Here is a 22548-nt window from a genome sequence, read left to right as displayed (position 1 = left end):
TCGTCCGATCAGCCGGCGGGCGTGATCTCGGCGATGTCCATCTCCCACACGGAGTTGTAGACGGCGCCGGACACGCTGGAGGCGGAGGAGATGTTGCGACCGGGGACGATCAGCGGCACGAACGGGCCCTCGGCCTGCATGGCCTCGGCGAACTCCGTGAAGGCCTCGGTGCGCTGCTCGGCGTCGGTCGCGGCGGCCGCACCGGCGGCGATGCCCGCGATCTCCGGGTTCGCCTCGGCCGCCCAGCCGGCGCGGAGGCCGACCTTCAGACCGGGCGCGAAGGGCAGGAAGTTCGCGGAGTCGGCGTAGTCCGGACCCCAGAACCAGAGGCCGAAGCCCTCGGTGCCGTTGACGTACGCGTCGAGCTCGGTCGCGAACGGTGCAGGAGCGAGGTCGACGGCGATGCCGGCGTCCTCGAGCTGCGCCTGGATGCGCTCTGCGAGCGGCGTGAACTCCACGCCGCCGACCGGGTAGTCGTTCGGGAACTGGAGCTTGAGGGTCTGACCGGTGTAGCCGGCCTCCTCCAGCGCGGCCTTCGCCTTGTCGAGGTCCTGCTCCACGCCGCTGTCGAGGGCACCCTCGAACCCGGGCGGGATGACGCCGGTCGCCTGCACGGCACCCGCGCCCGCGAGCTCGAGCAGCGCGTCGTAGTCGAGCGCGTAGCGGATGGCCTCCGCGATCTTCACGTTCGCGAGGTCACCGCCGGCCTCGCCCTGGTTGAGCAGCAGGAAGATGGTCTGACCGGAAGGGACCGAGTCGACGCTGATGTCGTCGCCGAGGCCCGCGACCTGGTCGCCGTTGAGGTCCATCGCGACCATCGAGTCGCCACCCTTGAGGTTGGCGAGCTGGGTCGCGCTCTCCGAGACGTTGCGCACGACGACGCGGCTGTAGGCCGACTCCTCGTCGCCGTTGTACTCGTCGTTGCGGGTGAGGACGACCTGCGAGCTGAGGTCGAGCGTGTCCAGCACGAAGGGGCCGGATCCGGCGGACTCGCCGTCGAGGAAGCCCTGGGCGCTGTCGGAGCCGTCGGTGGTCCCGCCGTTCTCCATGACGACGTCGGCGTTGACGATGCCGAGCGCCGGGTTCGCGAGGATCGCGGGGAGCTGCAGCAGCGGGGTCTCCGAGGTGAACCGGATGGTCTTGTCGTCGACCTCCTCGATCGTCAGGCCGCCGAGCAGGAAGTTGGGCTTGGCGTCTGCCATGCCCTGGATGCGCTGCAGCGAGAACACGACGTCCTTCGCCTCGATGGGCGAGCCGTCGGAGAACACGCGGTCGCCGTCGAGCGTGAAGGTGAACTCCGTCGCCTCGTCGTTCTGCTCCCACGACGCCAGGCCAGGGACCGGGGTCGAGACGTCGGAGCCCTCGAAGTCGACGAGGGTCTCGTACAGCGCCTTCGCGATCATGTTGCCGGTCGGGTCGTAGGTGTGACCGGGGTCGGTCGTCTCGACCGAGAACGCGGTGTCGATGACGAGGGAGTCGGAGCCCTGGGACGACTCGGAGTTGTTCGCCGAGTTCCCTCCCGAGCAACCTGCGAGCGCCAGGAGCGCGACGGCTCCGAGCGCGATGACCGGCGTGATACGGCGTGACGACATCAGGGCCTCCAAGGGCGAGGAGTACATTCGGGTCCGGTCGCCACCGATGTGGACGACCGGGGATCAGATTCGCATCATATGCGACGATGTGTCCAGCAAGTGCGCGTCACACAGGCACGCATTGTCGAGAACCTCGGATGTGAGGAGCAATATGTCCAGCAAGGACGCGGATCCGTCGAAGCAATCTGGACGAAGTGCCGCCCCTTTGGATGAGACGGCGTACAGAATCCTCGATGTGCTGCGCGATAACGGTCGCGTCTCGATCGCCGCGCTGGCCGAGAAGGTCGGCATCTCGCGGGCCAGTGCGTACACGCGGGTCGAGTCGCTCGTGCACGACGGCGTCATCACGGGGTTCAGCGCGCGCGTGGATCAGGCGAAGGCCGGGCTGTCGATCGGGGCGCTCGTCTTCGTCACGGTGATGCCGCAGGCCTGGGCCTCGTTCCGGGAGCGCATCATCGAGATGCCGGACGTGGAATGGTGCGCCATCACGACCGGGGAGCACGACGCGATGCTGCTCATCCGCGCCGTCGACGTGAGCGGCGTGCATGAATTCTCGACGGGGGTCATCGCGCAGCTTCCGGAGGTGCGGACCGTGGTCAGCGTCGTCGTGCTCGACGAAGTGATCCGGCGGCCCTACCTGCTGCCCGGCGACCTGCCGGAGCGGCAGACCGAGGTCCCGCTGGGGATGACCCGGTGGACGCCGGCCTCCCCCGGTCGGGATGCGCTCCCGCCGCGCTGAGGTCAGGCGGCCGGGATCTCCTCGACGACACTGAGCTGCGGGAGTCCGTGCATCTCGTAGTGCTCGACCAGACGGATGCGGCCGTCGTCGGTGAGCTCCAACTCGCTCTCGCCGTCGCCGGTGACGACGGTGCCGTCGGCCTTGAGCACATGGACGAACGAGACCCAGATCGTGTCGCCGGTACGCGTGCCCACGAACTTCCCGAAGGTGACCGTGTCGCCCTCGTACCCGCCCCAGATCGCGCCGTCGCGTTCGAAGTACTCGAAGACGCTGGGGGCGTCGGGGTCGACGGCGGAGGTCGTGGACGAGACCATGCGGAAGCGTCGGCCGTCGAGGGAGGGGAGGATCGCGGTGGCAGTCACCCCTCGATTATGAGGGATCGACGGCCGCGGCTCGCGTCGTCGGACACGGCCGGTACCGTGGTCGCATGGAGTGGATCGCAGACCCCGGCGTCGGCGCGTGGCTGCGCGAGACCCTCGACGACGGTCTGGGCAGCATGCACGCGGTCGTCCCCCGCGGCTTCCCCGCGTACGCCCGGGTCTTCCATCCCGCCACCGTGCGGCAGAGTCCCACGGCAGCGGATTCCGAAGTACGCGTCAGCTGGGCGCAGACCGCCGCCGCCTTCGGCACGACGATGCACGCGGAGGCGCAGTGGCACCGGATCGTGCGGACTGCCGTCGACGCCGATTGGCGGACCCGCATCGCTCCGGACGGCCGCGAGTTCACGGCGCCGCTGGAGGGTGCGCTCGACAGCGACCTCGTGTCGATCCTGGCCGGGCACCTCGCCGCCCACACCGCGACCCCGGACGACGGGGTCGTCGCGCTCTGGGACGGGTTCGGCGCCCTCGTCGGGTTCTTCGGCGACGGCCCGTCCCGCGCGTTCCTCACGTTCAGCGACGACCCGAACCATCAGGCGATGCTCGACCGGAGCATCCACGACCCGTTCAACAACGTCTTCCGGAAGCCCACCTGGCAGGACGGCATCCTCTCGCGGGAGATCTCCGAAGGGCCGCGGCTGCAGCTCCCCGGGCGCGACTACGTGCTGTTCTCCGGCGGCGCCAGGGACTTCATCGATCCGGCCTGGGTGCTCGGCGTGCCGTGGCGCGACCGGGTGGGCGAGGAGCACGGCTTCCCGCCCTCCGCGCAGAGCCCGAACATCCTCTGGCCCGCCGATCACGCGTGGGTGATGGTCTCGGAGATCGACTACGACTCCACGATCGTCGCGGGCTCGCCCGACCTCGTCCGCGCGATCTGCACGGACGAACGTCTGGAGGCGAAGGCGCTTCGCGAGGGCGCCGACCTCACCTGGGACGCCGACGAGGTCAACCGATGACGTCTCCGCAGGCGTCGGCGTCGTTCGACGCGCGTCCCCTCACCGATCCGGTCGACCCGGCCGCCGTCCGCGCCTTCACGGCGGAGCTCCGGTCCCGGCGGACGACCGGCATGGCGGTGTCGTCGATCATCGCCGTCGTAGCCGTGGCGATCGCCGGAGTCGTGCTGCTCCCGATCCTCGCCTCCGTGGTGGTGGCGCTGGCAGCGGGCAGTGGGTCCCCCGCCTCCGCGGCGATCCCGCTCGTCCTCCTGCTCCTGGTGGCGGCGGGGGTGGGTGTGCTCGTCTGGATGGGCGTCCGCAACGCGCGCACCGCCCGGTACCGCCTGCACCGGTTCGCCCAGGCCAACGGCATGACGTACGAGTCCCGCGTGGACGATCCGCCGCTGCCCGGAATGATCTTCCACCTCGGCCGTTCGCGCCTGGCCACCGACCTCGTCCGCGGAACCCACCCGCGGTTCGTGGAGTTCGGCAACTACCAGTACACGGTGCAGTCCGGGAAGAACTCGACGACGTATCGCTGGGGCTACGTCGCCGTGAAGCTGGATGTGCCCCTGCCGAACATCGTGCTCGACGCGAAGGGCAACAACGGCTTCGGCTCCAACCTGCCGGCATCGTTCCAGCGGGCGCAGCGTCTGTCGCTCGAGGGCGACTTCGATCAGCACTTCACCCTCTACTGCCCCGACGGCTACGAGCAGGACGCGCTCTACCTCTTCACGCCCGACATCATGGCGCGCTTCATCGACAACGCCGCGCAGCTCGACGTCGAGATCGTCGACGACTGGCTGTTCCTCTACACGCCCCGCCGGGCCTCCACACTCGATCCGGCGACGTGGGCCTGGCTGTTCGGGACGGTGGGCGCGTTGCTGACCAAGCTCGACCAGTGGGCGCGGTGGCGCGACGACCGCCTGGCTGCCGCGGCGACGCCCGGGGGCCACGCGCTCCCGTTCGCTCCGCCGGCGGGGATGATCACCCCGCCACCGGGGGTCGCGCCGCAGGGTCGGCGCCTCAAGCGCACGGGCACGTGGGTCCCGATCCTCGTGGTGATCGGATTCGCGGTCTTCTGGATGCTCAGCCGCTGGAACTGACGACGGTCCGATGTGGGGGTGGGTGTCGTTCTGGGGAACCGACGCCCACCCCATCCCCCCTCGGGATCGAAAGGAATTCGACGTTCCCTCCGCATTGACGGTTCGACCGTCCCGCCCGTGGTCAGCTGGGGACTGACGCTGCGTGGCGATACCCGGATGGTATACCGGCGGACGTTGCACCCGGTTGCGTTCATGCGCGGGAATGCACTTTCCCGCGCGGCAGTCAGCGGTGCATCGCGCTGTCTGGTGCGGCCCGAGTGGCCTCCCCCGCCAGGACCGCGTCGAGCGTCTGCCAGGCGTCCGCAGCGCGCATCGCCTCTCCGACCTGCCGTGCGCGGTCGCGGAACGCCGGCTCGACCAGCACCCGGTGCACGGCCGCGGCGACCTGTCCCGGCTTCGGCGCATTCGTCCGCAGGTTGACGCCGACGCCGGTCCACCCGACTCGGGCGGAGACCTCGACCTTGTCCTCCGTCTGACCCGCGACCACCAGCGGGACGCCCTGGGCCAGGGCCTGCTGCACCCCGCCGAAGCCGCCGTTGGTGACGAACACGTCGATCTCCGGCAGCAGCCGGTCGTAGGGCAAGTACTCGGCGACCCGGACGTTCGCCGGCAGCTCCGCCGGGAGCGCGTCGACAGGACGGCCGCCGGTGGATACCACCACGAGGGCGTCGGTCGCGGCGAGCCCGGCGATCGTGGGAAGCACGAGCTGACCGAAGTCCGCGTTGGCGATGGTGCCCTGACTGACGTGGATCACGGGCCGCCGACCGTCAAGGTCGGACCACCAGTCCGGCAGCGGTGCCGTCGACGGCGCGGCCGGAAGGGGCCCGGCGAAATGCACGGACGCCGGGAGGTCGGACCGTGGGTATTCGAACGCGGAAACCGAGAACTGCACGTACGCGTCGGCGCGGCCCGCCCAGTCGAGCACGAATCCGCCGAGATCGCGGCCGACGGCCTCGCGCGCCATGGCATCGGCCTCCTTCTGCACGCCCCCGAAGATCACGCGCTCCGCCACCAGACGCAGGAAGGCGTTGCGCACGCGTCCGAACGGCCCGGGCATCGGCGTGACTCCGAGCCCGAACGGGGCCGTGTCGACGCTGCGAGCGCCGAGCGGGAAGATCCCGAGGACCACGACCGGGGGCCGCTCGGCCTTCGGCAACCGCTGCAGCAGCGCCGCACCGACGAACAGCGGTTCGGTGAGGACCGCGTCGATGCGGTTCCGCGCCAGCTCGACGCGCACGGCCTCGAGCTGAGCCCGACCCGGGCGGATGAAGAGGGTGCTCATATCAAAACGGAGCGCGGCCGCCCCGGTGAGACCTTCGCGCTCGGGGAACGCGCCGTTCGCGTCGTCGAGATCGACGTCGGCCTCCGCGGGCAGCGGGCGGAACAGCGCACCGGCCGCTGTCACCCGCTCCTCGTATCGGCTGCTCGTGAGGAAGAGGACCTCGTGCCCGCCCGCGACCAGGTGCCTGGCGACCTGCAGCAGCGGGAGCACGTGCCCGTGAGCGGGAGTGCAGGTGAGGAGGTAACGGGACATGGCGGCTCTCTCGATAGGGTTGGTTGTACCGTTGAAGTATTCATCACCCTTTGAGGAAAGTCAATGACGTCGAGTGTGCGCCCCTACCGCTCCGCCCTGCGGACCCGCCAGGCCGAGGAGACCCGTGCGCGCATCGTCGCGGCGGCCGCCCGCCTCTTCGCCGCGCAGGGATACCAGGCGACGACGATCTCCGCGATCGCCAAGGAGGCCGGGGTGTCCGCGGAGACGGTGAAGACCACGGCGGCGAAGGCGGAACTGCTCATCGCCGCCTTCGAGGTCACCTTCTCCGGCTCGGAAGCCGCCGAGACCCTCGCCGACACCGAGGCCGGTTCGGGACTGACGGCCCTGCCCGACGATGTCTTCCTGGACGCCGTCATCACGCAGATCGGCGCCGCGAACGAGCGCGGGCATGCCCTCTGGACGGTCCTCCTGGGTGCGGCGCTCTCCGACCCGGTCGTCGATGCCGCCCTCCAGCGCATCCTCGCGAACCGGGCGGCGGACTACCGGGGGTTCGCGGCGGAACTGCAGCGCCGGGGCATCGTCGCCTCCGACCGCGACGGCGACACCCTCGCCGACGTGCTCTCGTTCCTGCTCTCGCCCGAGAGCCACCAGCAGCTCGTCGTGCAGTCCGGCTGGTCGCCGGACCGCTACCGCTCCTGGCTGCGGAGTGCTGTGCTCGCCGCGGCCTCTCCGTCGGCGTGACGACGAGGTCGGCGAGGACATTCGTTGACCGATTCGTCAACCAACGCGTAACGTGCTACTCATGCGCATCAGGACACCGACCGCCAAGGTCGGGTATCTGCTCGTCGTCATCGTCGGGATCGTGCTCACCGTCGTACCGCTCACGGTCCTCAGGTTCGAACTCGGATTCGTGTGGGCCACCGTGGTTATCGTGGCGGCCGTCGTCGTGGCGGCACGAACGTTCCGTAGCCCCGGAGAGTCGGACGCCCCACGCCCCTGGTGGAAGATGACCAGCACACGAGGGAGCGGAATCCTCCTCAGCGCAATGTTCTTGATCCAAGGGATCATGGCCTCCTCCGGAGCATTCGCTTCACCGAGTCCGGTGCTGGCCGTGATCGGTGGCCTGGTGGCGCTCGCAGTGGCAGCTCTCTACCTGAACTCCGCAGTCCGGGTCCAGGGCACTCCGGTGCCGTCGCTGCCAGAGAGCTCCAGGCCGAAGCTCTCCCCCTGACAGGTGCTCGACGGGGCGGGCTGCGCGCGGGTCAGAGCAGCTCGGCCACGAGGGTCTCGATGCGGCCGCGGATATCGTCGCGGATCGGCCGGACGGCATCGATTCCCTGACCGGCGGGGTCATCGAGCACCCAGTCCTCATAGCGCGTGCCGGGGAAGAACGGGCACGCGTCACCGCAGCCCATCGTGATCACGACGTCCGACGCCTGCACGGCCTCGGTCGTGAGCACCTTCGGCTGCTCGGCCGTGATGTCGATGCCGAGCTCCCCCATCGCCGCCACCGCGACGGGGTTGATCTCGGCAGCGGGCATCGACCCGGCGGAGCGCACCTCGATGCGGTCGCCGGCGACGTGCCGGAGGAAGCCGGCGGCCATCTGCGAGCGCCCCGCGTTGTGCACGCAGACGAAGAGGACGGAGGGTCGGTGTGGTGCGTTCACGATGGGGCCAGCGTATCCCGTTCGAGTCGCTTGATTAGCTGCATCTCCGGCCGAAATGGGACCAATCAGGCGATTCGAAGGCCCTCAGGCCAGGCCGAGGCCCGCCAGCTCGGCGGGGTCGAGCATTCGCGACCGGATGAGGAACCGCATCCCCGTCGGGCCCTCGACGCTGAACCCGGCGCCGCGTCCCGGCACGACATCGATGGTGAGGTGCGTGAACTTCCAGTACTCGAACTGCGAGGCCGACATGTAGACCTCGACCGGATCGTCGAGCCCGACGTCGAGGGTGCCGAGGAGCACGTCGCCGGGACCGGTGAGGAACATCCCCACGGGGTAGCACATGGGGGCGGAGCCGTCGCAGCAGCCGCCGGACTGGTGGAACATGAGCGGCCCGTGCTGCGCGGTGAGTTCGCGGACGAGCGCGGCGGCGGGGTCGGTCACCGCGACGCGGGCGGGCGTGGTCTGACTGGCCATGGGACTCCTTCCGGAATGCCGAGTGCCGGACGGCGCGGCGAGCGCCGCCCGACACTCGGGCTCGGGCGGATCAGAAGAAGCCCATCGGGCCCTCCGCGTACGAGACGAGGAGGTTCTTCGTCTGCTGGTAGTGGTCGAGCATCATCTTGTGGTTCTCGCGGCCCACCCCCGACTGCTTGTACCCGCCGAACGCGGCATGCGCCGGGTACTGGTGGTAGGTGTTCGTCCACACGCGACCAGCCTCGATCGCCCGGCCCGCGCGGTACGCGGTGTCGCCGCTGCGACTCCACACACCGGCCCCCAACCCGTACAGGGTGTCGTTCGCGATCGAGATCGCGTCGTCGAAGTCGTCGAACGAGGTGACCGAGAGCACCGGACCGAAGATCTCCTCCTGGAAGATCCGCATGTCGTTCGTCCCCTCGAACACGGTCGGCTGCACGTAGAAGCCCTCGCTGAGGTCGCCGCCGAGGTCGGCGCGCTCGCCTCCCGTGAGCAGCCGGGCCCCGCCCTGCTTGCCGATGTCGATGTAGCTGAGGATCTTCTCCAGCTGATCGTTCGAGGCCTGCGCGCCGATCATCGTCGCAGGGTCGAGCGGATTGCCCTGCACGACCTTCTCCACACGCTCGAGGCCGTCGGCGAGGAAGCCGTCGTAGATCGAGCGCTGGATGAGGGCGCGTGACGGGCAGGTGCAGACCTCGCCCTGGTTGAGCGCGAACATCGTGAAGCCTTCGAGCGCCTTGTCGTAGAACGGGTCGCTCGTGGAGCGGGCGACATCCTCGAAGAAGACGTTCGGGCTCTTGCCGCCGAGCTCCAGGGTGACCGGGATGAGGTTCTGCGAGGCGTACTGCATGATGAGGCGGCCGGTCGTGGTCTCGCCGGTGAAGGCGACCTTGCGGATGCGCTTGTGCTGCGCGAGCGGCGCGCCGGCCTCGATCCCGAAGCCGTTCACGATGTTCACGACCCCGGCCGGCAGCAGGTCGCCGATGATGTCGAACAGGAACAGGATCGACGCGGGGGTCTGCTCCGCCGGCTTGATGACGATGCAGTTGCCCGCGGCGAGCGCCGGCGCCAGCTTCCACACGGCCATGAGGATCGGGAAGTTCCAGGGGATGATCTGCCCGACCACGCCGAGCGGCTCATGGAAGTGGTACGCGACGGTGTTCTCGTCGAGCTGGCTGATGCCGCCCTCCTGCGCGCGGAGCACCCCCGCGAAGTAGCGGAAGTGGTCGATCGCGAGCGGGATGTCGGCGGCGAGGGTCTCCCGCACGGGCTTGCCGTTCTCCCACGTCTCCGCGACCGCGATCTCCTCGAGGTGCTGCTCCATCCGGTCGGCGATGCGGTTCAGGATCACGGAGCGCTCCGCGGGGCTGGTCTTGCCCCAGGCGCTGAAGGCCTTCCAGGCGACGTCGACGGCGCGGTCGATGTCCTCGACGGTGCCGCGGCCGACCTCGGTGAAGGACTTGCCGTTGACGGGACTGATGTTCTCGAAGTACTGGCCCTTGGCGGGCTCGACGAACTCGCCGCCGATGTAGTGACCGTAGCGGGGCCGGTAGTTCGCGACCGCTCCGGGCTGTCCGGGGGCGGCGTAGGCGAGGGACACGTCTTCTTCGACGATGGTCATGGGGTCTCCTTCGACGGGGGCGCCGCGGCGTCGATGCCGCGGTGTTCCCTCGACGCTAGGCCGCTCCCCGTTGCACTCCCGGTGCGCAACGTTGCACGCGGTTGCACCCGGCTCGAATCGCCCACCTGGCTGCATCCGCGGCCGAAATGCGACCAATCGGGCGATTCGAATCAGTCGAGGCGCTCGATCCGCGTCACGAGACCGGCACGACGCGGCGAGCGCGCCGGCAGCATCTCCAGCGCGAGCCGTAGCACCTCCGCGTCCTCGCTCCCCTCGGGGGTGTCCGCATAGGCGAGCAGCACGTCCAGACTCGCCCCCGACAGCATCACCTCCCGCAGCGCCGCACGGACCGAATCGCGGAACTCCTCGACGCCGGGCGAAGTCGAATCCGGCAGCACCGGCCCCCGGTAGGCCGTCAGCGCGACCCGGTGGGCGCCGCGATCAAGGAGGGATAGCACGTCCTGAGCATCGGTCTCCAGCGGCACTGGAAGGCGATACGGGCGGGACTCCGGCACGAGATCCGGGGCCGCCCGCTCCAGGACCTTGCGCAGGCGCACCATCTCCGGCCGCAGGGTGTCCGGCGAGACCCCGGGACCGTAGACGAGCTCCGCGAGCCGGTCGGCGGAGAGGCCCTGGCGGTGCACGGCCAGCATCAGGAGGATGGCCGCGTGCCGGGCGCTGAGCTCGGTGACGGCCTCCTCGTGTGCCGACGCGGTCTCCAACCGGGCACGGTCGCGTCCGAGCACCTGCAGTCGCGCGCGAGCGAGGGGTTCCGGCGGGGTCCTGCCCGGCAGGCGTCGAGCCGGAGGCTCCGCTCGTCGCTGCAGCCGCGCCACGAGGAGCTCGGACTCGACCGCCCGCGCCGTCGCGTCGACGAGCAGTCGCGCCTGCGGGGTCACCACTTCGGGTCCGCCGGTGATGTCGATCACGCCGAGGACCCGCTGCGTCTCCGGGTCGCGCACGGGCGCCGCACTGCACGACCACGGGTGCACCAGGCGGTTGTAGTGCTCGGCCCCACGGATCTGCACCGACCGCTCCAGGGCGAGCGCCGTGCCCGGGGCGCTCGTGCCGACGGCGTCCTCCGCCCAGTTCGCGCCGGCCACGAACCCCATGCCCTCGGTGAGGGACCGGAGCTGCGCATCGCCCTCGATCCACAGCAGGCGCCCTGCCTGATCTCCGACGGCGATCACGACCCCCGAGTCCTCGGAGTCGCCGGGAAGCAGCAGCGCGCGGATCATCTCCATCGCGGAGGCGAGCGGGTGAGTCAGACGATAGGCGTCGAGCTCGTCCTCGAACAGGTCGAGCGGTGGCAGCGCCTCCGGACCGACACGGCGGCGCCAGGACCGCTCCCACGACTCCCGCACGAGTGGCCGCACCTCGCGGAGGCGGTGGTCGTCGAGGTTGCCGGCGATGAGCTCCTCGTGCGCACGCTCGACGAGGAGGCGAGACGCCGTCGGCGACGCCTCCCGCGGATCGTGCCACGTCGCAGACACGCGTTCTCCGTTTCTGGAGTCGAGAGCGTGCCCTCAGTGTACGAGCAGGATCGACCGGGCGGAACAGCGGCCGCGGCAGTGGTCAGGGCAACAGGGAGTGATCCCGCCGTCATCGGGTGCGTAGCCGGTCGAGGCCCGGATGGCAATACCGTTCTCGAATCCGTTCCCGGTTCCTATCGTGGTCCCATCACGAGTCAGGAGGCGCCATGAACGTCCACACCCCCACCAGCACTGGCTCCTCGCAGCGCGCCGACGCGGCCCACCCCGCCGCGACCGAGCCGGCCTGCGAGCGGATCGACTTCGACCGGTACGTCGTCGCGCACGACGCTCCCGTCGGATACATCGAGGTCGTGCCGCCGCTCTACGTCTGCTACCTCGGACACCCGTATCCTCGGGCTGTGGAGATCGCTCAGGTGTACGACTACGACCATGCCGTCAGCATCGTCAGTGCCATGGCCGCGGGTTCGCGCGACCACGCCCTCGCCGGATGAGCGGCGAGGTCTGGCCCGGGTCCGCGTACCCGCTGGGGGCCACCTTCGACGGTCAGGGCACCAACTTCGCGCTCTTCAGCGAGGGTGCGGAGCGCGTGGAACTCTGCCTCTTCGACGCGGACGGCACGGAGACACGAGTGCCGCTCACAGAGGTCGACGCGTTCGTCTGGCACGGCTACCTGCCCACGGTGCAGCCGGGGCAACGCTATGGCTACCGTGTGCACGGTCCGTACGATCCCGCGCAGGGACAGCGCTTCAACCCGAACAAGCTGCTCCTCGACCCGTACGCGAAGGCCGTCGCCGGTGAGATCGACTGGGGCCAGTCCCTCTTCGGCTACGACTTCGGCGACCCCGACTCCCGCAACGACGACGACTCCGCAAGCGCGATGGCGAAGGGCGTGGTCGTCAGCCCGTTCTTCGAGTGGGGCGGCGACCGTCCGCTGAAGACCCCGTACGCGGAGACGGTCATCTACGAGGCCCATGTCAAGGGGCTCACCCAGCGGCACCCCGAGGTCCCGGAGGAGCTGCGCGGCACCTACGCCGGCATCGCGCATCCGGCGGTCATCGAGCATCTCCAGCGCCTCGGCGTCACGGCCCTGGAGCTGATGCCGGTGCATCAATTCGTCAACGACTCGGTGCTGCAGGACAAGGGCCTGTCGAACTACTGGGGCTACAACACCCTCGGATTCTTCGCACCGCACAACGCCTATGCCGCCGGCGGCCAGGACGGCCAGCAGGTGCAGGAGTTCCGCGCCATGGTGCGCGCGCTCCACGAGGCCGGCATCGAAGTCATCCTCGACGTCGTCTACAACCACACCGCTGAGGGCAACCACCTCGGGCCGACGCTCTCCATGCGCGGGATCGACAACGAGGCGTACTACCGGCTCGAAGAGGACAAGCGGTACTACACGGACTACACCGGCACGGGCAACAGCCTGAACGCGGGCAACCCGCACGCGCTCCAGTTGCTCATGGACTCGCTGCGCTACTGGGTGACCGAGATGCACGTCGATGGTTTCCGCTTCGACCTCGCGGCGACCCTCGCCCGCGAGTTCTACGACGTCGACCGCCTCGCAGCCTTCTTCGAGCTCGTGCAGCAGGATCCGATCGTCTCGCAGGTGAAGCTCATCGCCGAGCCGTGGGATATCGGCCCCGGCGGCTATCAGGTCGGGAACTTCCCGCCGCAGTGGACGGAGTGGAACGGCAAGTACCGCGACACCGTGCGCGACTTCTGGCGCGGCGAGCCCCAGGCGCTCGGCGAGTTCGCCTCCCGCCTCACCGGCTCCGCCGACCTGTACGAGCACTCCGGCCGGCGCCCGGTCGCGTCCATCAACTTCGTCACCGCCCACGACGGCTTCACGCTGCGGGACCTGGTGTCGTACAACGAGAAGCACAACGAGGACAACGGCGAGGACAACAACGACGGCGAATCCCACAACCGCTCCGACAACATGGGCGCGGAGGGACCGACCGACGACATCGACATCAACCGGCGCCGTGCGCGTCAGCAGCGGAACTTCCTGGCGACCCTGCTGCTCTCGCAGGGCGTGCCGATGATCTCCCACGGCGACGAACTCGGCCGCACGCAGCACGGCAACAACAACGGCTACGCGCAGGACAACGAGCTCACGTGGATCGACTGGGAGGCGGCCGACCTGCCGCTCGTGGAGTTCACGGCGGCGGTCGCTCGGCTCCGGCACGAGCACCCGACCTTCCGCCGCAGCCGCTTCTTCGACGGACGCCCGGTCGCAGACGAGGACGAGGACGGCGAGCGCATCCCCGACGTCGTGTGGCTGCGCCCGGACGGTGCCCGCATGACGCCGGAGGACTGGGACTCGGGCTTCGGACGCTCCGTGGGCATGTTCCTGAACGGCCGCGGCATCCGCGAGAACGACCGCCGCGGACGCCCCGTGGAGGACGTGAACTTCCTCGTCTACTTCAACAGCGGCGACGAGCCCGTCGACCTCGCCCTGCCGGACGACCGGCACGGCGCGGAATGGCTCGTCTCCGTGGACACCGCCGGCGAACTCGGTGACCGGAAGCTCCGGGCGCGGGACAGCGTGCCGCTCGAGGGCAAGGCCATGCTCGTGCTGCAGGAACTCGACGGCGAGCCCGTCGACACGGATGACTCCGTCGATGCCTCGCTCCGCGCGCAGAGCGAGCAGGCTGCGTCATGACCGACAGACCGGTCTCGACGTATCGCCTGCAGATCAGCGAGGACTTCCCCCTGGACGCGGCCGCGGGGGTGACCGGATACGTCGCCGAGCTCGGCGCCTCGTGGGCCTACCTGTCACCGTTGCTGGCGGCGACCCGCGGCTCGAACCACGGCTACGACGTCGTGGACCACGGCCGCATCGATCCCGACCGCGGCGGCGCGGAGGGGCTCGTCCGCTTCGCGGCGGCCGCCCGGGCGGCAGGCCTCGGCATCCTCGTCGACATCGTGCCCAACCACGTGGGGGTGGCCGTGCCGCGGCAGAACCCGTGGTGGTGGGAGGTGCTGCGGCTGGGCCGGAAGACCCGTCATGCGGCGGCGTTCGACATCGACTGGGCAGCGGGCGGCGGGCGTCTCCTGCTGCCGCTGCTGGGCGCGAGCCCGGACGAGGTCGTCGCGAACGGCGAGCTCGTGGTCGACACCACGCCGGCCGCCGACGCGCCGGACGGCGTTCTGCGCTACTTCGAGCATGAGCTGCCCCTCGCCCCCGGCACCGCGGCACTGGCGGACGATCTCCCGGCGCTCCTGGGCGCCCAGAACTACGAGCTGCGGTTCTGGCAGGACCAGAACACCGACCTCACCTACCGCCGGTTCTTCGCCGTCTCCGAACTCGCCGGCATCCGGGTCGAACGGCCCGAGGTGTTCGCCGAGTCGCACCGGGAGATCCTGCGCTGGATCCGGGAGGGTCTCGCGGACGGTCTGCGGGTGGATCACCCGGACGGCCTCGTCGACCCCGGCGCGTACCTGGAGCAGCTCGCCGACGCGACCGGACGCGCGTACACGCTCGTCGAGAAGATCCTGGAGCCGGGCGAGGCCCTGCCGGCCTGGTGGCGGACCGACGGCACCACCGGATACGACGCGCTGGCCGAGCTCGACCGCCTGTTCGTCGACGCGGAGGGCGTCGCGGCGCTGGACCGGCTGGATGCCAGGCTCCGCGCGGAGACCGGTCTCCCGGACGCGCTCCCCTGGCACGACCTCATCCACGACACGAAGCGGATGATCGCGGACACCCTCCTGGCCGCCGAGGTGCGCCGACTGGTGCGTACGCTCCCCCACGGGATCGTGCACGCCGACGACGCGCTGGCCGAGCTCCTCGCCTGCTTCCCCGTGTATCGCTCCTATCTCCCGGAGGGCCGCGAACACCTGCGCGCCGCCTTCGCGGAGGCCCGTCGCCGACGCCCCGACCTCGCGACCGCGTTCACAGCGCTGGAGCCGCTGCTGAACGATCCGCGCCTCGAGGTCGCGCAGCGATTCCCGCAGGTGAGCGGCGCCGTGATGGCGAAGGGTGTGGAGGACACAGCGTTCTACCGGTTCACCCGCCTCGGAACACTGACCGAGGTCGGCGCCGACCCGTCCCTCCCCGCGCTGTCGGTCGAGGAGTTCCACGACGCGCAGCGGGCGCGGTTGGCGGCGTGGCCGCACTCGATGACGACGCTCTCCACGCACGACACGAAGCGCTCGGAGGACGTGCGCGCGCGCCTGTCGGTGCTCTCGGAGATCCCGGAGCGCTGGGCCGAGGTGCTGGCCGAGCTGCGCGACGTGGCGACCACCGGGCACGGCCCGCTCGACGCGCTGATCTGGCAGGCCGCGGTCGGCGCCTGGCCGCTGCCCTCCGACCGGCTGCTCGCCTACGCCACCAAGGCCGCGCGTGAGGCCGCGGAGCGGACGACCTGGCAGCATCCGGATGCGGAGTTCGAAGAGGGCCTGGCCGCGATCGCCCGGTCCGTCGAGGGCGATGCCGCGCCGATCCTCGACCGTTTCGTGGCCGAGATCGTCGATGCGGGGCGCTCCAACTCCCTCTCCGCCAAGCTGCTGCAGCTCACCGGCCCCGGCGTGCCCGACGTCTATCAGGGCACCGAGCTGTGGGACCTCTCGCTCGTCGACCCCGACAACCGTCGACCCGTCGACTTCGCTCTGCGCGCCCGGATGCTGCGGGAGCTCGACGCGGACCACGCCCGCGGTGTGGTCCCCCCGATCGACGACTCCGGCGCCGCGAAGCTGCTGGTGACCTCGCGGGCACTGCGACTGCGGCGGGACAATCCGGAGCTGTTCCGCTTCTACCGGCCGGCCGTCGTCGAAGGTGAGGCCGCAGACCACGCGATCGCCGTGCACCGCGGCGGCGCGACCGCCGTGGCCACACGGCTGCCGGTCGCGCTGGCGCGCCGCGGGGGCTGGGGCGACACGGTCATGATGCGCCCCGAGCTGCCGGGGACCGACCTCCTCACCGGCCGGCGGATCCCGCCCGGGCCCGTGCGACTGGCGGAACTCCTCGACACCTACCCGGTCGCGCTGATCGAGCTGGCTCGATGATCTCGGTGTGGGCGCCGCGGGCGACCCGTGTGCGGGTACGACGCCTCGACGACGCGGGCACCACCGTGGAGGAGCGCGCACTCACGGCGGGGGCAGAGGGGCACTGGGCCGCCGACGTCGTCCTCGCGGACGGTGAGCGCTACGGCTTCCTCCTCGACGACAGTGATGACCTGCGCCCCGATCCGCGGTCGCGACGGCAGCCGGACGGCGTGCACGGGGCCTCGGCGGCCTTCGACCCCGCCGCCTTCGCGTGGACCGACGCCTCGTGGACCGGACGGCAGCTCGCGGGGGGACTGATCTACGAGCTGCACCTGGGCACGTTCACGCCGGAGGGCACTCTCGACGCGGCGAGCGGTCGCCTGGCGCATCTCGTCGACCTCGGCGTCACGCATGTCGAGCTGCTGCCCGTGAACGGCTTCAACGGCCGCTGGAACTGGGGATACGACGGCGTGCTCTGGTACGCGGTGCAGGAGGAGTACGGCGGCCCCGCGGCCTATCAGCGCTTCGTCGACGCCGCCCACGCGCACGGGCTCGCGGTCGTGCAGGACGTCGTCTACAACCACCTCGGCCCGAGCGGCAACTACCTCCCGCTCTTCGGTCCGTACCTGCGCGAGGGCGAGAGCACCACCTGGGGCGACTCGGTGAACCTCGACGAGGACGCCGTGCGGGAGTACATCCTCGACAACGCCCTGATGTGGCTGCGCGACTTCCAGGTCGACGGACTCCGGCTCGATGCCGTGCACGCCCTCCACGACCGGCGGCCGGTGCACCTGCTGCGGGAGCTCGCCGAACGCGTGGACGCCCTCTCCGCGCAGCAGAACCGGCCGCTGAGCCTCATCGCGGAGTCAGACCTCAACGATCCGACGCTCATCCTGCCGCGGGAAGCCGGGGGCTACGGGCTCACCGCGCAGTGGTCCGACGACTGGCACCACGCCGTGCACGTCGCGCTCACTGGAGAGACCGCCGGGTACTACACCGACTTCGCCGCAGACGAGGCGGTGGCCAAGGTGACGGAGGGCGGCTTCTTCCACGACGGCTCCTTCTCGTCCTTCCGCGACCGTCCGCACGGGTCCCCGATCCCGGCCGAGGTGCCGAGCTGGCGGCTGGTGACCTTCGCGCAGGATCACGATCAGATCGGGAACCGCGCCGCCGGGGATCGGCTCCCTGCCACCCTGTCCCCCGATCGGCTCGCGGTGGCCGCCGTGCTCACCCTGACGGCCCCGGGCACCCCGATGCTGTTCATGGGCGAGGAGTGGGGCGCCACGACCCCCTGGCAGTTCTTCACCTCCCACCCCGAACCCGAGCTCGGCCGCGCGGTCGCCGAGGGCCGCACGGCGGAGTTCGCCCGCATGGGATGGGATCCGGACGCGGTGCCCGACCCGCAGGACCCCGAGACCTTCCACCGCTCGCACCTCGATTGGGCCGAGGCCGAGGCCCCGGAGCACTCCCGGCTCCTGTCGCTGTACCGCGACCTGGCACGACTGCGGCGAGCGCGACCGGAGCTGACCGACCCGGACTCCGCGCACACGACGGTCGAGGTCCGGGAGACGGACGGCCGCCCCGAGCACCGCGTCTACCGCATCGATCGCGGTGGAGTGTCGGTGCTCGTGAACCTCTCCCCCGCCCCCGCGACGTTCAGTGTCCCCGCTACGGCTGACCTCCTCCTCGCCACCGCCGCCCTGACGCGCTCCTCCACGTCCCTGACACTCCCCCCGGACGCCGCCGCCATCGTCAACTGAGGTCGACCCACCCCTCTCCGGTCCTCCCGGCCCCCTGCGTGCGGCCGTAAGGGGCCGGGACGCACGGAACGGGGTGGGCCGGCAGGAGTCAACCGCGCGACGCCCACCACTCCCGGAGTCGCTGCTCCGCGACGGCCTCGCCCAGCACACCCTCGTCGAGGCGCAGATCGAGGAGGAACCGGTACGCCTCGCCGACCTCCCGGCCCGGCTTGATGCCGAGGACCTCCTGGATGCGGTTGCCGTCGAGCTCCGGACGGATCGCGTCGAGCTCCTCCTGCTCCCGGAGCGCCGCGATCCGTGACTCGATGTCGTCGTAGGCGGCGGCGAGCCGGGCGGCCTTGCGCTTGTTCCGCGTGGTGACGTCGGCGCGGGTGAGGATGTGCAGGCGCTCCAGCAGATCGCCGGCATCGCGGACGTAGCGGCGCACGGCGGCATCCGTCCACGCCCCCTCCGCATAGCCGAAGAACCGAAGATGCAGCTCGATCAGGGTCGCGACGGCATCCGTGGTCGCCGAGTCGAAGCGCAGCGCCTGCAGCCGCTTGCGGGCCATGCGCGCGCCGACCACGTCGTGGTGGTGGAACGTCACCGCACCGCCCGGCTCGAGCTTGCGCGTGCGGGGTTTGCCGATGTCGTGGAGCAGAGCTGCGATCCGCAGCGGCACGTCCGGCGCCGCCCCGGGGTTCCGGGCATGCTCGAGCGCGATGGCCTGGCTGAGCACCATGAGGGAGTGCTCGTAGACGTCCTTGTGGTGGTGGTGCTCGTCGACCTCGAGCTTGAGAGCGCTCACCTCGGGGAGGAACTCGTCGATGAGTCCGGTCTCCACCAGCACCCGGATGCCGCGGACGGGGTCGTCGGTCTGCATGAGGCGCACGAGCTCGGACTGCACGCGCTCGGGGCTCACGATCTTCAGCGTCTCGCGGAGCTCGGTGATCGCCCGCTCTGTATCCTCCTCCACCGTGAAGCCGAGCTGCGCGCTGAACCGGGCGGCCCGCAGCATCCGGAGCGGGTCGTCGCCGAACGACACCCGAGGATCCGTCGGCGTCCGCAGTACCCCCGCCACGAGGTCCTCGACCCCGCCGGTCGGATCGACGAGCTTCACCGCGGGCACCTGGAGGGCCATCGCGTTGACCGTGAAGTCGCGGCGGACGAGGTCGCCATCGATCGAGTCGCCGAACTCCACCGTCGGCTTGCGCGTCACGCCGTCGTAGCTGTCCGCCCGATAGGTCGTGATCTCGACCTGCTCGCCGCGCACCCGGGCGCCGATGGTCCCGAAGGCGCGACCGATGTCCCAGTGCGCGGAGGCCACCGGCTTCACGATCGCGAGGATCTGATCCGGCGACGCACTCGTCGTGAAGTCGAGGTCGTGCGTCTGCCGCCCGAGCAGCGCATCGCGCACCGGACCGCCCACGACGGCGAGCTCGAAACCGGCGGCGTCGAAGGCCTCCGCGAGGGTACGGACGACGGGATTCTCGGCGAGCGCGCCGAGACGGGCGAGGCCGTCGGCCATGTTGAGCATGGGTTCCAGCGTACCGGCCGCCCCCTGACGCGCCCGCGTTCACCTCCCCGTCGTCTTGATGTCAGACCCCGGTCATCCGGCTCCGCTGGGCTGGGGGCGCCCCGTGCGGCTGAGCACGGACACCCACCCACGAAGGACAGACATGACCTCCCCCACCCCTGCGGTGCGGTGGCGGCGTCGCGGACTGACGTCCGTCGCGCTGCTCGCCGTGCTCGGCGGCGCCGTCGTCGCCCCCGCGGCCCTCGCCGCGCCCGATCCCGAGGTGCCGACCGGATCGCTCCTCACCGGCGACACCCCCTGGCACTACCTCGACGACGGCTCCGACCCGTCGCCCGCCCCGGCCGCGCTGCGCGACTGGACCCTGCCCGCGTACGACGACAGCGCCTGGAAGACCGCACCGGGCAGCTTCGGTGCCAAGAACGGCGCCCTCGCGCCGGTGGGACCGCAGACCCCGAAGACACTCCTCAACCACTACCTCGACGGGGTGAAGGCACCGACGGTGCCGACGTACTTCTTCCGCACGACCTTCGAGCTGGAGGCCGGCGTCGCCGAGCAGGTCGCCGCCCTGCAGAGCACCGTCACCTTCGACGACGCGATCATCGTGTGGATCAACGGCGAGGAGGTCGCCCGCTACGTCGACGGCCGCATCACCGACACCACCAACGTCGAGTACGCCGGAGACTCCAACGGCGACCCCCTGACCAGCACGTTCAGCGCCGAGGGCGACCTGCTCCGCGACGGCACGAACACCATCGCCGTGTCGCTGTTCCAGGACCGCGCGTCGAGCTCCGACATCTACTTCGACATGTCGTCGCTGACCCTCGTGAAGGCCTCCGACCCCGGCACTCCCGTCGTCGCCCCGCCGACCCGCGTCATCCTCACCCCGACCGAGAAGCCGGAGGTGTCGCAGTCGTTCTCCTGGCTCGCGGGCGACCCGTCGCACACGGCAGGTCAGGTCGAGATCGGCCCCGCAGCAGGTGGGGCCACCCGGACGGTCGACGCCTATGACGCCGGAGTGGTGAACGGCAACCCGAACAAGCACTTCTCGGCCACGGTCATCGACCTCACCCCGGCCAGCGCGTACCGTTACCGTGTCGGCCTCCCCGGCAGCTGGAGCGACTGGCACGAGTTCCGCACCGCGGACCCGAAGGCGAGCGACTTCCAGTTCATCTACTACGGCGACGCCCAGATCGGTCTCGACACCACCTGGCCGCGCGTCGTGAAGCAGGCAGAGGCCCACGCCCCGCGATCGATCGGCTCCGTGCACGCCGGAGACCTCATCAACACGTCCAGCAACGAGAACGAGTGGCTGAACTGGTTCAAGGGCATGGAGGATTCCGCCGTGCGCACCAACGTGATGGCCGCCCCCGGCAACCACGAGTACTCGGGGGACAAACTCCTCACCGCCTGGAAGGCCGCGTTCGAGTACCCGCACAACAACCCGTCCACGAGCTCGATCGGGGAACTCGCGAACCTGGCGAAGGGCGACTCCGAGGTGGCGCAGCAGTACCGCGCGTTCTTCGACCACTGGAGCTCGTTCGCCGCAGAGACCGCGTACTACACCGACTACCAGGGCGTCCGTTTCATCACCCTGAACGCGACGCGCGACACGACCTTCCTCACGCCGGCCGGGCTCCCGTCCTGCACGGGCGCGGAATGCCCGTCGTCGCAGATCGGCACGCTGTGGACCCGCTTCCAGGCGGCGTGGCTCGACCTGCTGCTGCAGAGCAGCCCGTCGAAGTGGAACGTCGTCACGTTCCACCAGCCGGTGTTCTCGGCGTCGGCCGGTCGTGACGAGCCGGTGCTCCGTGCCGAGTGGCTGCCCGTCTTCCAGCGCAACGACATCGACCTCGTGCTCATGGGCCACGATCACACGTATGCCCGCGGTTTCGTGAACACGGACGCCACAGACACCGCCGGACTCACCACGGGGCCGGTGTACGTCGTGTCGAACTCCGGCGCCAAGCACTACGACCTGGAGACCCCGGAGAAGAACGTCTGGACCAACAACGGCGCCACCCAGGTGCTGCGCGGTCAGGGCGTGACGACCTACCAGGTGATCGATGTCTCGAAGAACCAGCTCGTCTACCGGTCGTATCTCGCCGAGAAGCAGCCGGACGCCACGACCGAGCTCCCCGTGGGCGCGGTCTACGACACGTTCACGGTGACCAAGTCCGACGCGGGCGAGAAGTGGGTCACCGAGGCCGGCGTCACCCCGCCGGTCACGGAGGAGCCGGAGCCCGAGAAGCCCGCGACCGTCGAGCTGGGCGCGTCCTCGGTCACCGCCGGCGGCACGCTCGCCGTGTCGGGCAGCGGCTTCGCGGAGGGCGCCGAGCTCGCGCTCGAGCTGCGGTCCGACCCGGTCTCGCTCGGTACGGTCACGGTCGCGGCGGACGGCACGTTCGCGCGCACCGTCACCATCCCGGCGGGCACCCCGGCGGGTGCGCACACCCTCGCCGTGATCCTCCCCGACGGCTCAGAGGTGACGGCCTCCCTGGCCGTGACCGCGGCGGCCGGTGGCGGAGCGATCGTCCCCGGTGAGAGCGACTCGGGTGGCGCGACCGACGGCGACCTCGCGACGACCGGTGCCGACAGCACGCCGTTCGTCATCGGGGCCGTCGTGCTGCTCGCCGCCGGCCTCGGCCTGTTCGCCCTGCGTCGCCGCCGTGCGCACGCAATGATCGAGACGACGGACGCCGAGTAACCCCCTCCTCCCTCCACGGGCGCCGCCGGCACTCCCGGCGGCGCCCGTGCCGTCTCCCCCCACTCCCGGCCTCTAAG

General features: G+C 70.4%; 18 protein-coding genes. 10 read left to right on the top strand and 8 right to left on the bottom strand.

Features of this window, described 5'->3' with window-relative positions; genetic code table 11:
* Positions 1-8: 8 nt before the first annotated feature.
* The gene (locus AB0N68_RS06420; protein ID WP_292797014.1) at positions 9-1592 is read right to left on the bottom strand and encodes an ABC transporter substrate-binding protein; all 1584 of its coding nucleotides are present in this window, start codon (positions 1590-1592) and stop codon (positions 9-11) included.
* Between the two features lie 151 nt (positions 1593-1743).
* Here AB0N68_RS06420 and AB0N68_RS06415 point away from each other — a divergent pair, with 151 nt between their 5' ends.
* On the top strand, positions 1744-2331 hold the full coding sequence (locus tag AB0N68_RS06415) for an Lrp/AsnC family transcriptional regulator (RefSeq protein ID WP_234024180.1): 588 nt from the start codon (positions 1744-1746) through the stop codon (positions 2329-2331).
* 2 nt (positions 2332-2333) lie between these two features.
* Here the strand turns inward: AB0N68_RS06415 and AB0N68_RS06410 are convergent, their stop codons facing one another.
* The gene (locus tag AB0N68_RS06410; protein WP_292797011.1) at positions 2334-2693 is read right to left on the bottom strand and encodes an avidin-fold protein; all 360 of its coding nucleotides are present in this window, start codon (positions 2691-2693) and stop codon (positions 2334-2336) included.
* 65 nt (positions 2694-2758) lie between these two features.
* Between AB0N68_RS06410 and AB0N68_RS06405 the strand changes: the two genes are divergently transcribed.
* Together AB0N68_RS06405 and AB0N68_RS06400 are read left to right on the top strand one after the other, a co-directional pair.
* Entirely contained in the window at positions 2759-3664 is a 906-nt protein-coding gene (locus AB0N68_RS06405; RefSeq protein ID WP_292797008.1) for a hypothetical protein, read from the top strand.
* Positions 3661-4749, top strand: coding sequence for a hypothetical protein (locus AB0N68_RS06400; RefSeq protein WP_292797005.1), 1089 nt, complete (start codon positions 3661-3663; stop codon positions 4747-4749). The genes AB0N68_RS06405 and AB0N68_RS06400 overlap by 4 nt, the downstream gene beginning before the upstream one ends.
* Positions 4750-4972: 223 nt before the next feature.
* Here AB0N68_RS06400 and AB0N68_RS06395 read toward each other — a convergent pair whose 3' ends face one another.
* Positions 4973-6283: a glycosyltransferase gene (locus AB0N68_RS06395; RefSeq protein WP_259953767.1), complete on the bottom strand. Its 1311-nt coding sequence runs from the start codon at positions 6281-6283 to the stop codon at positions 4973-4975.
* A 63-nt stretch (positions 6284-6346) separates the two neighbouring features.
* Here AB0N68_RS06395 and AB0N68_RS06390 point away from each other — a divergent pair, with 63 nt between their 5' ends.
* Positions 6347-6985: a TetR/AcrR family transcriptional regulator gene (locus AB0N68_RS06390; protein ID WP_259953765.1), complete on the top strand. Its 639-nt coding sequence runs from the start codon at positions 6347-6349 to the stop codon at positions 6983-6985.
* 61 nt (positions 6986-7046) lie between these two features.
* Positions 7047-7475: a hypothetical protein gene (locus AB0N68_RS06385; RefSeq protein WP_292797000.1), complete on the top strand. Its 429-nt coding sequence runs from the start codon at positions 7047-7049 to the stop codon at positions 7473-7475.
* A 31-nt stretch (positions 7476-7506) separates the two neighbouring features.
* On the opposite strand, the gene AB0N68_RS06380 is transcribed toward AB0N68_RS06385, so the two are convergent.
* The 4 genes from AB0N68_RS06380 to AB0N68_RS06365 all read right to left on the bottom strand — a co-directional run bounded on the left by AB0N68_RS06380 (position 7507) and on the right by AB0N68_RS06365 (position 11499).
* A complete protein-coding gene (locus AB0N68_RS06380) occupies positions 7507-7911 on the bottom strand; it encodes an arsenate reductase ArsC (protein WP_292796997.1) in 405 nt (134 codons plus the stop codon).
* 84 nt (positions 7912-7995) lie between these two features.
* Entirely contained in the window at positions 7996-8385 is a 390-nt protein-coding gene (locus AB0N68_RS06375) for a DUF779 domain-containing protein (RefSeq protein WP_259953760.1), read from the bottom strand.
* A 70-nt stretch (positions 8386-8455) separates the two neighbouring features.
* A complete protein-coding gene (exaC, locus tag AB0N68_RS06370; RefSeq protein WP_292796991.1) occupies positions 8456-10006 on the bottom strand; it encodes an acetaldehyde dehydrogenase ExaC in 1551 nt (516 codons plus the stop codon).
* Positions 10007-10176: 170 nt separating this feature from the next.
* Entirely contained in the window at positions 10177-11499 is a 1323-nt protein-coding gene (locus tag AB0N68_RS06365; protein ID WP_268777862.1) for a GAF domain-containing protein, read from the bottom strand.
* Between the two features lie 206 nt (positions 11500-11705).
* Between AB0N68_RS06365 and AB0N68_RS06360 the strand changes: the two genes are divergently transcribed.
* Genes AB0N68_RS06360 through treZ form a run of 4 tightly spaced genes read left to right on the top strand, consistent with a single transcriptional unit; the run spans position 11706 to position 18251 of the window.
* Positions 11706-11990 carry a hypothetical protein gene (locus AB0N68_RS06360; protein ID WP_060922071.1) on the top strand — a complete coding sequence of 95 codons (285 nt, stop codon included), beginning with the start codon at positions 11706-11708 and terminating at the stop codon, positions 11988-11990.
* Complete coding sequence (glgX, locus tag AB0N68_RS06355) at positions 11987-14167, top strand: glycogen debranching protein GlgX (protein WP_292796986.1); 2181 nt, start codon at positions 11987-11989, stop codon at positions 14165-14167. Before AB0N68_RS06360 ends, glgX begins: the two co-directional genes overlap by 4 nt.
* On the top strand, positions 14164-16512 hold the full coding sequence (gene treY / locus AB0N68_RS06350; protein WP_313366492.1) for a malto-oligosyltrehalose synthase: 2349 nt from the start codon (positions 14164-14166) through the stop codon (positions 16510-16512). Before glgX ends, treY begins: the two co-directional genes overlap by 4 nt.
* A complete protein-coding gene (gene treZ, locus AB0N68_RS06345; RefSeq protein ID WP_313366493.1) occupies positions 16509-18251 on the top strand; it encodes a malto-oligosyltrehalose trehalohydrolase in 1743 nt (580 codons plus the stop codon). Before treY ends, treZ begins: the two co-directional genes overlap by 4 nt.
* Positions 18252-18339: 88 nt before the next feature.
* On the opposite strand, the gene AB0N68_RS06340 is transcribed toward treZ, so the two are convergent.
* A complete protein-coding gene (locus AB0N68_RS06340) occupies positions 18340-19767 on the bottom strand; it encodes a CCA tRNA nucleotidyltransferase (protein WP_292796798.1) in 1428 nt (475 codons plus the stop codon).
* Positions 19768-19909: 142 nt separating this feature from the next.
* On the opposite strand from AB0N68_RS06340, the gene AB0N68_RS06335 reads away from it, so the two are divergent.
* On the top strand, positions 19910-22471 hold the full coding sequence (locus tag AB0N68_RS06335) for a purple acid phosphatase family protein (protein ID WP_292796801.1): 2562 nt from the start codon (positions 19910-19912) through the stop codon (positions 22469-22471).
* Positions 22472-22548: the final 77 nt, after the last annotated feature.

Origin of the sequence: Microbacterium meiriae (assembly GCF_040685015.1) — a bacterium.
Taxonomy (GTDB): Bacteria; Actinomycetota; Actinomycetes; order Actinomycetales; family Microbacteriaceae; genus Microbacterium; species Microbacterium meiriae.
This window is presented reverse-complemented; position numbering and strand designations above follow the sequence as displayed.

Coding starts and splice junctions, on each gene's coding strand:
- treZ (WP_313366493.1), top strand. CDS start 16,509: ATGATCTCGGTGTGGGCGCCGCGGGCGACCCGTGTGCGGGTACGACGC.
- AB0N68_RS06340 (WP_292796798.1), bottom strand. CDS start 19,767: ATGCTCAACATGGCCGACGGCCTCGCCCGTCTCGGCGCGCTCGCCGAG.
- AB0N68_RS06335 (WP_292796801.1), top strand. CDS start 19,910: ATGACCTCCCCCACCCCTGCGGTGCGGTGGCGGCGTCGCGGACTGACG.
- AB0N68_RS06360 (WP_060922071.1), top strand. CDS start 11,706: ATGAACGTCCACACCCCCACCAGCACTGGCTCCTCGCAGCGCGCCGAC.
- glgX (WP_292796986.1), top strand. CDS start 11,987: ATGAGCGGCGAGGTCTGGCCCGGGTCCGCGTACCCGCTGGGGGCCACC.
- AB0N68_RS06400 (WP_292797005.1), top strand. CDS start 3,661: ATGACGTCTCCGCAGGCGTCGGCGTCGTTCGACGCGCGTCCCCTCACC.
- AB0N68_RS06420 (WP_292797014.1), bottom strand. CDS start 1,592: ATGTCGTCACGCCGTATCACGCCGGTCATCGCGCTCGGAGCCGTCGCG.
- AB0N68_RS06375 (WP_259953760.1), bottom strand. CDS start 8,385: ATGGCCAGTCAGACCACGCCCGCCCGCGTCGCGGTGACCGACCCCGCC.
- exaC (WP_292796991.1), bottom strand. CDS start 10,006: ATGACCATCGTCGAAGAAGACGTGTCCCTCGCCTACGCCGCCCCCGGA.
- AB0N68_RS06405 (WP_292797008.1), top strand. CDS start 2,759: ATGGAGTGGATCGCAGACCCCGGCGTCGGCGCGTGGCTGCGCGAGACC.
- AB0N68_RS06385 (WP_292797000.1), top strand. CDS start 7,047: ATGCGCATCAGGACACCGACCGCCAAGGTCGGGTATCTGCTCGTCGTC.
- AB0N68_RS06415 (WP_234024180.1), top strand. CDS start 1,744: ATGTCCAGCAAGGACGCGGATCCGTCGAAGCAATCTGGACGAAGTGCC.
- AB0N68_RS06395 (WP_259953767.1), bottom strand. CDS start 6,283: ATGTCCCGTTACCTCCTCACCTGCACTCCCGCTCACGGGCACGTGCTC.
- treY (WP_313366492.1), top strand. CDS start 14,164: ATGACCGACAGACCGGTCTCGACGTATCGCCTGCAGATCAGCGAGGAC.
- AB0N68_RS06390 (WP_259953765.1), top strand. CDS start 6,347: ATGACGTCGAGTGTGCGCCCCTACCGCTCCGCCCTGCGGACCCGCCAG.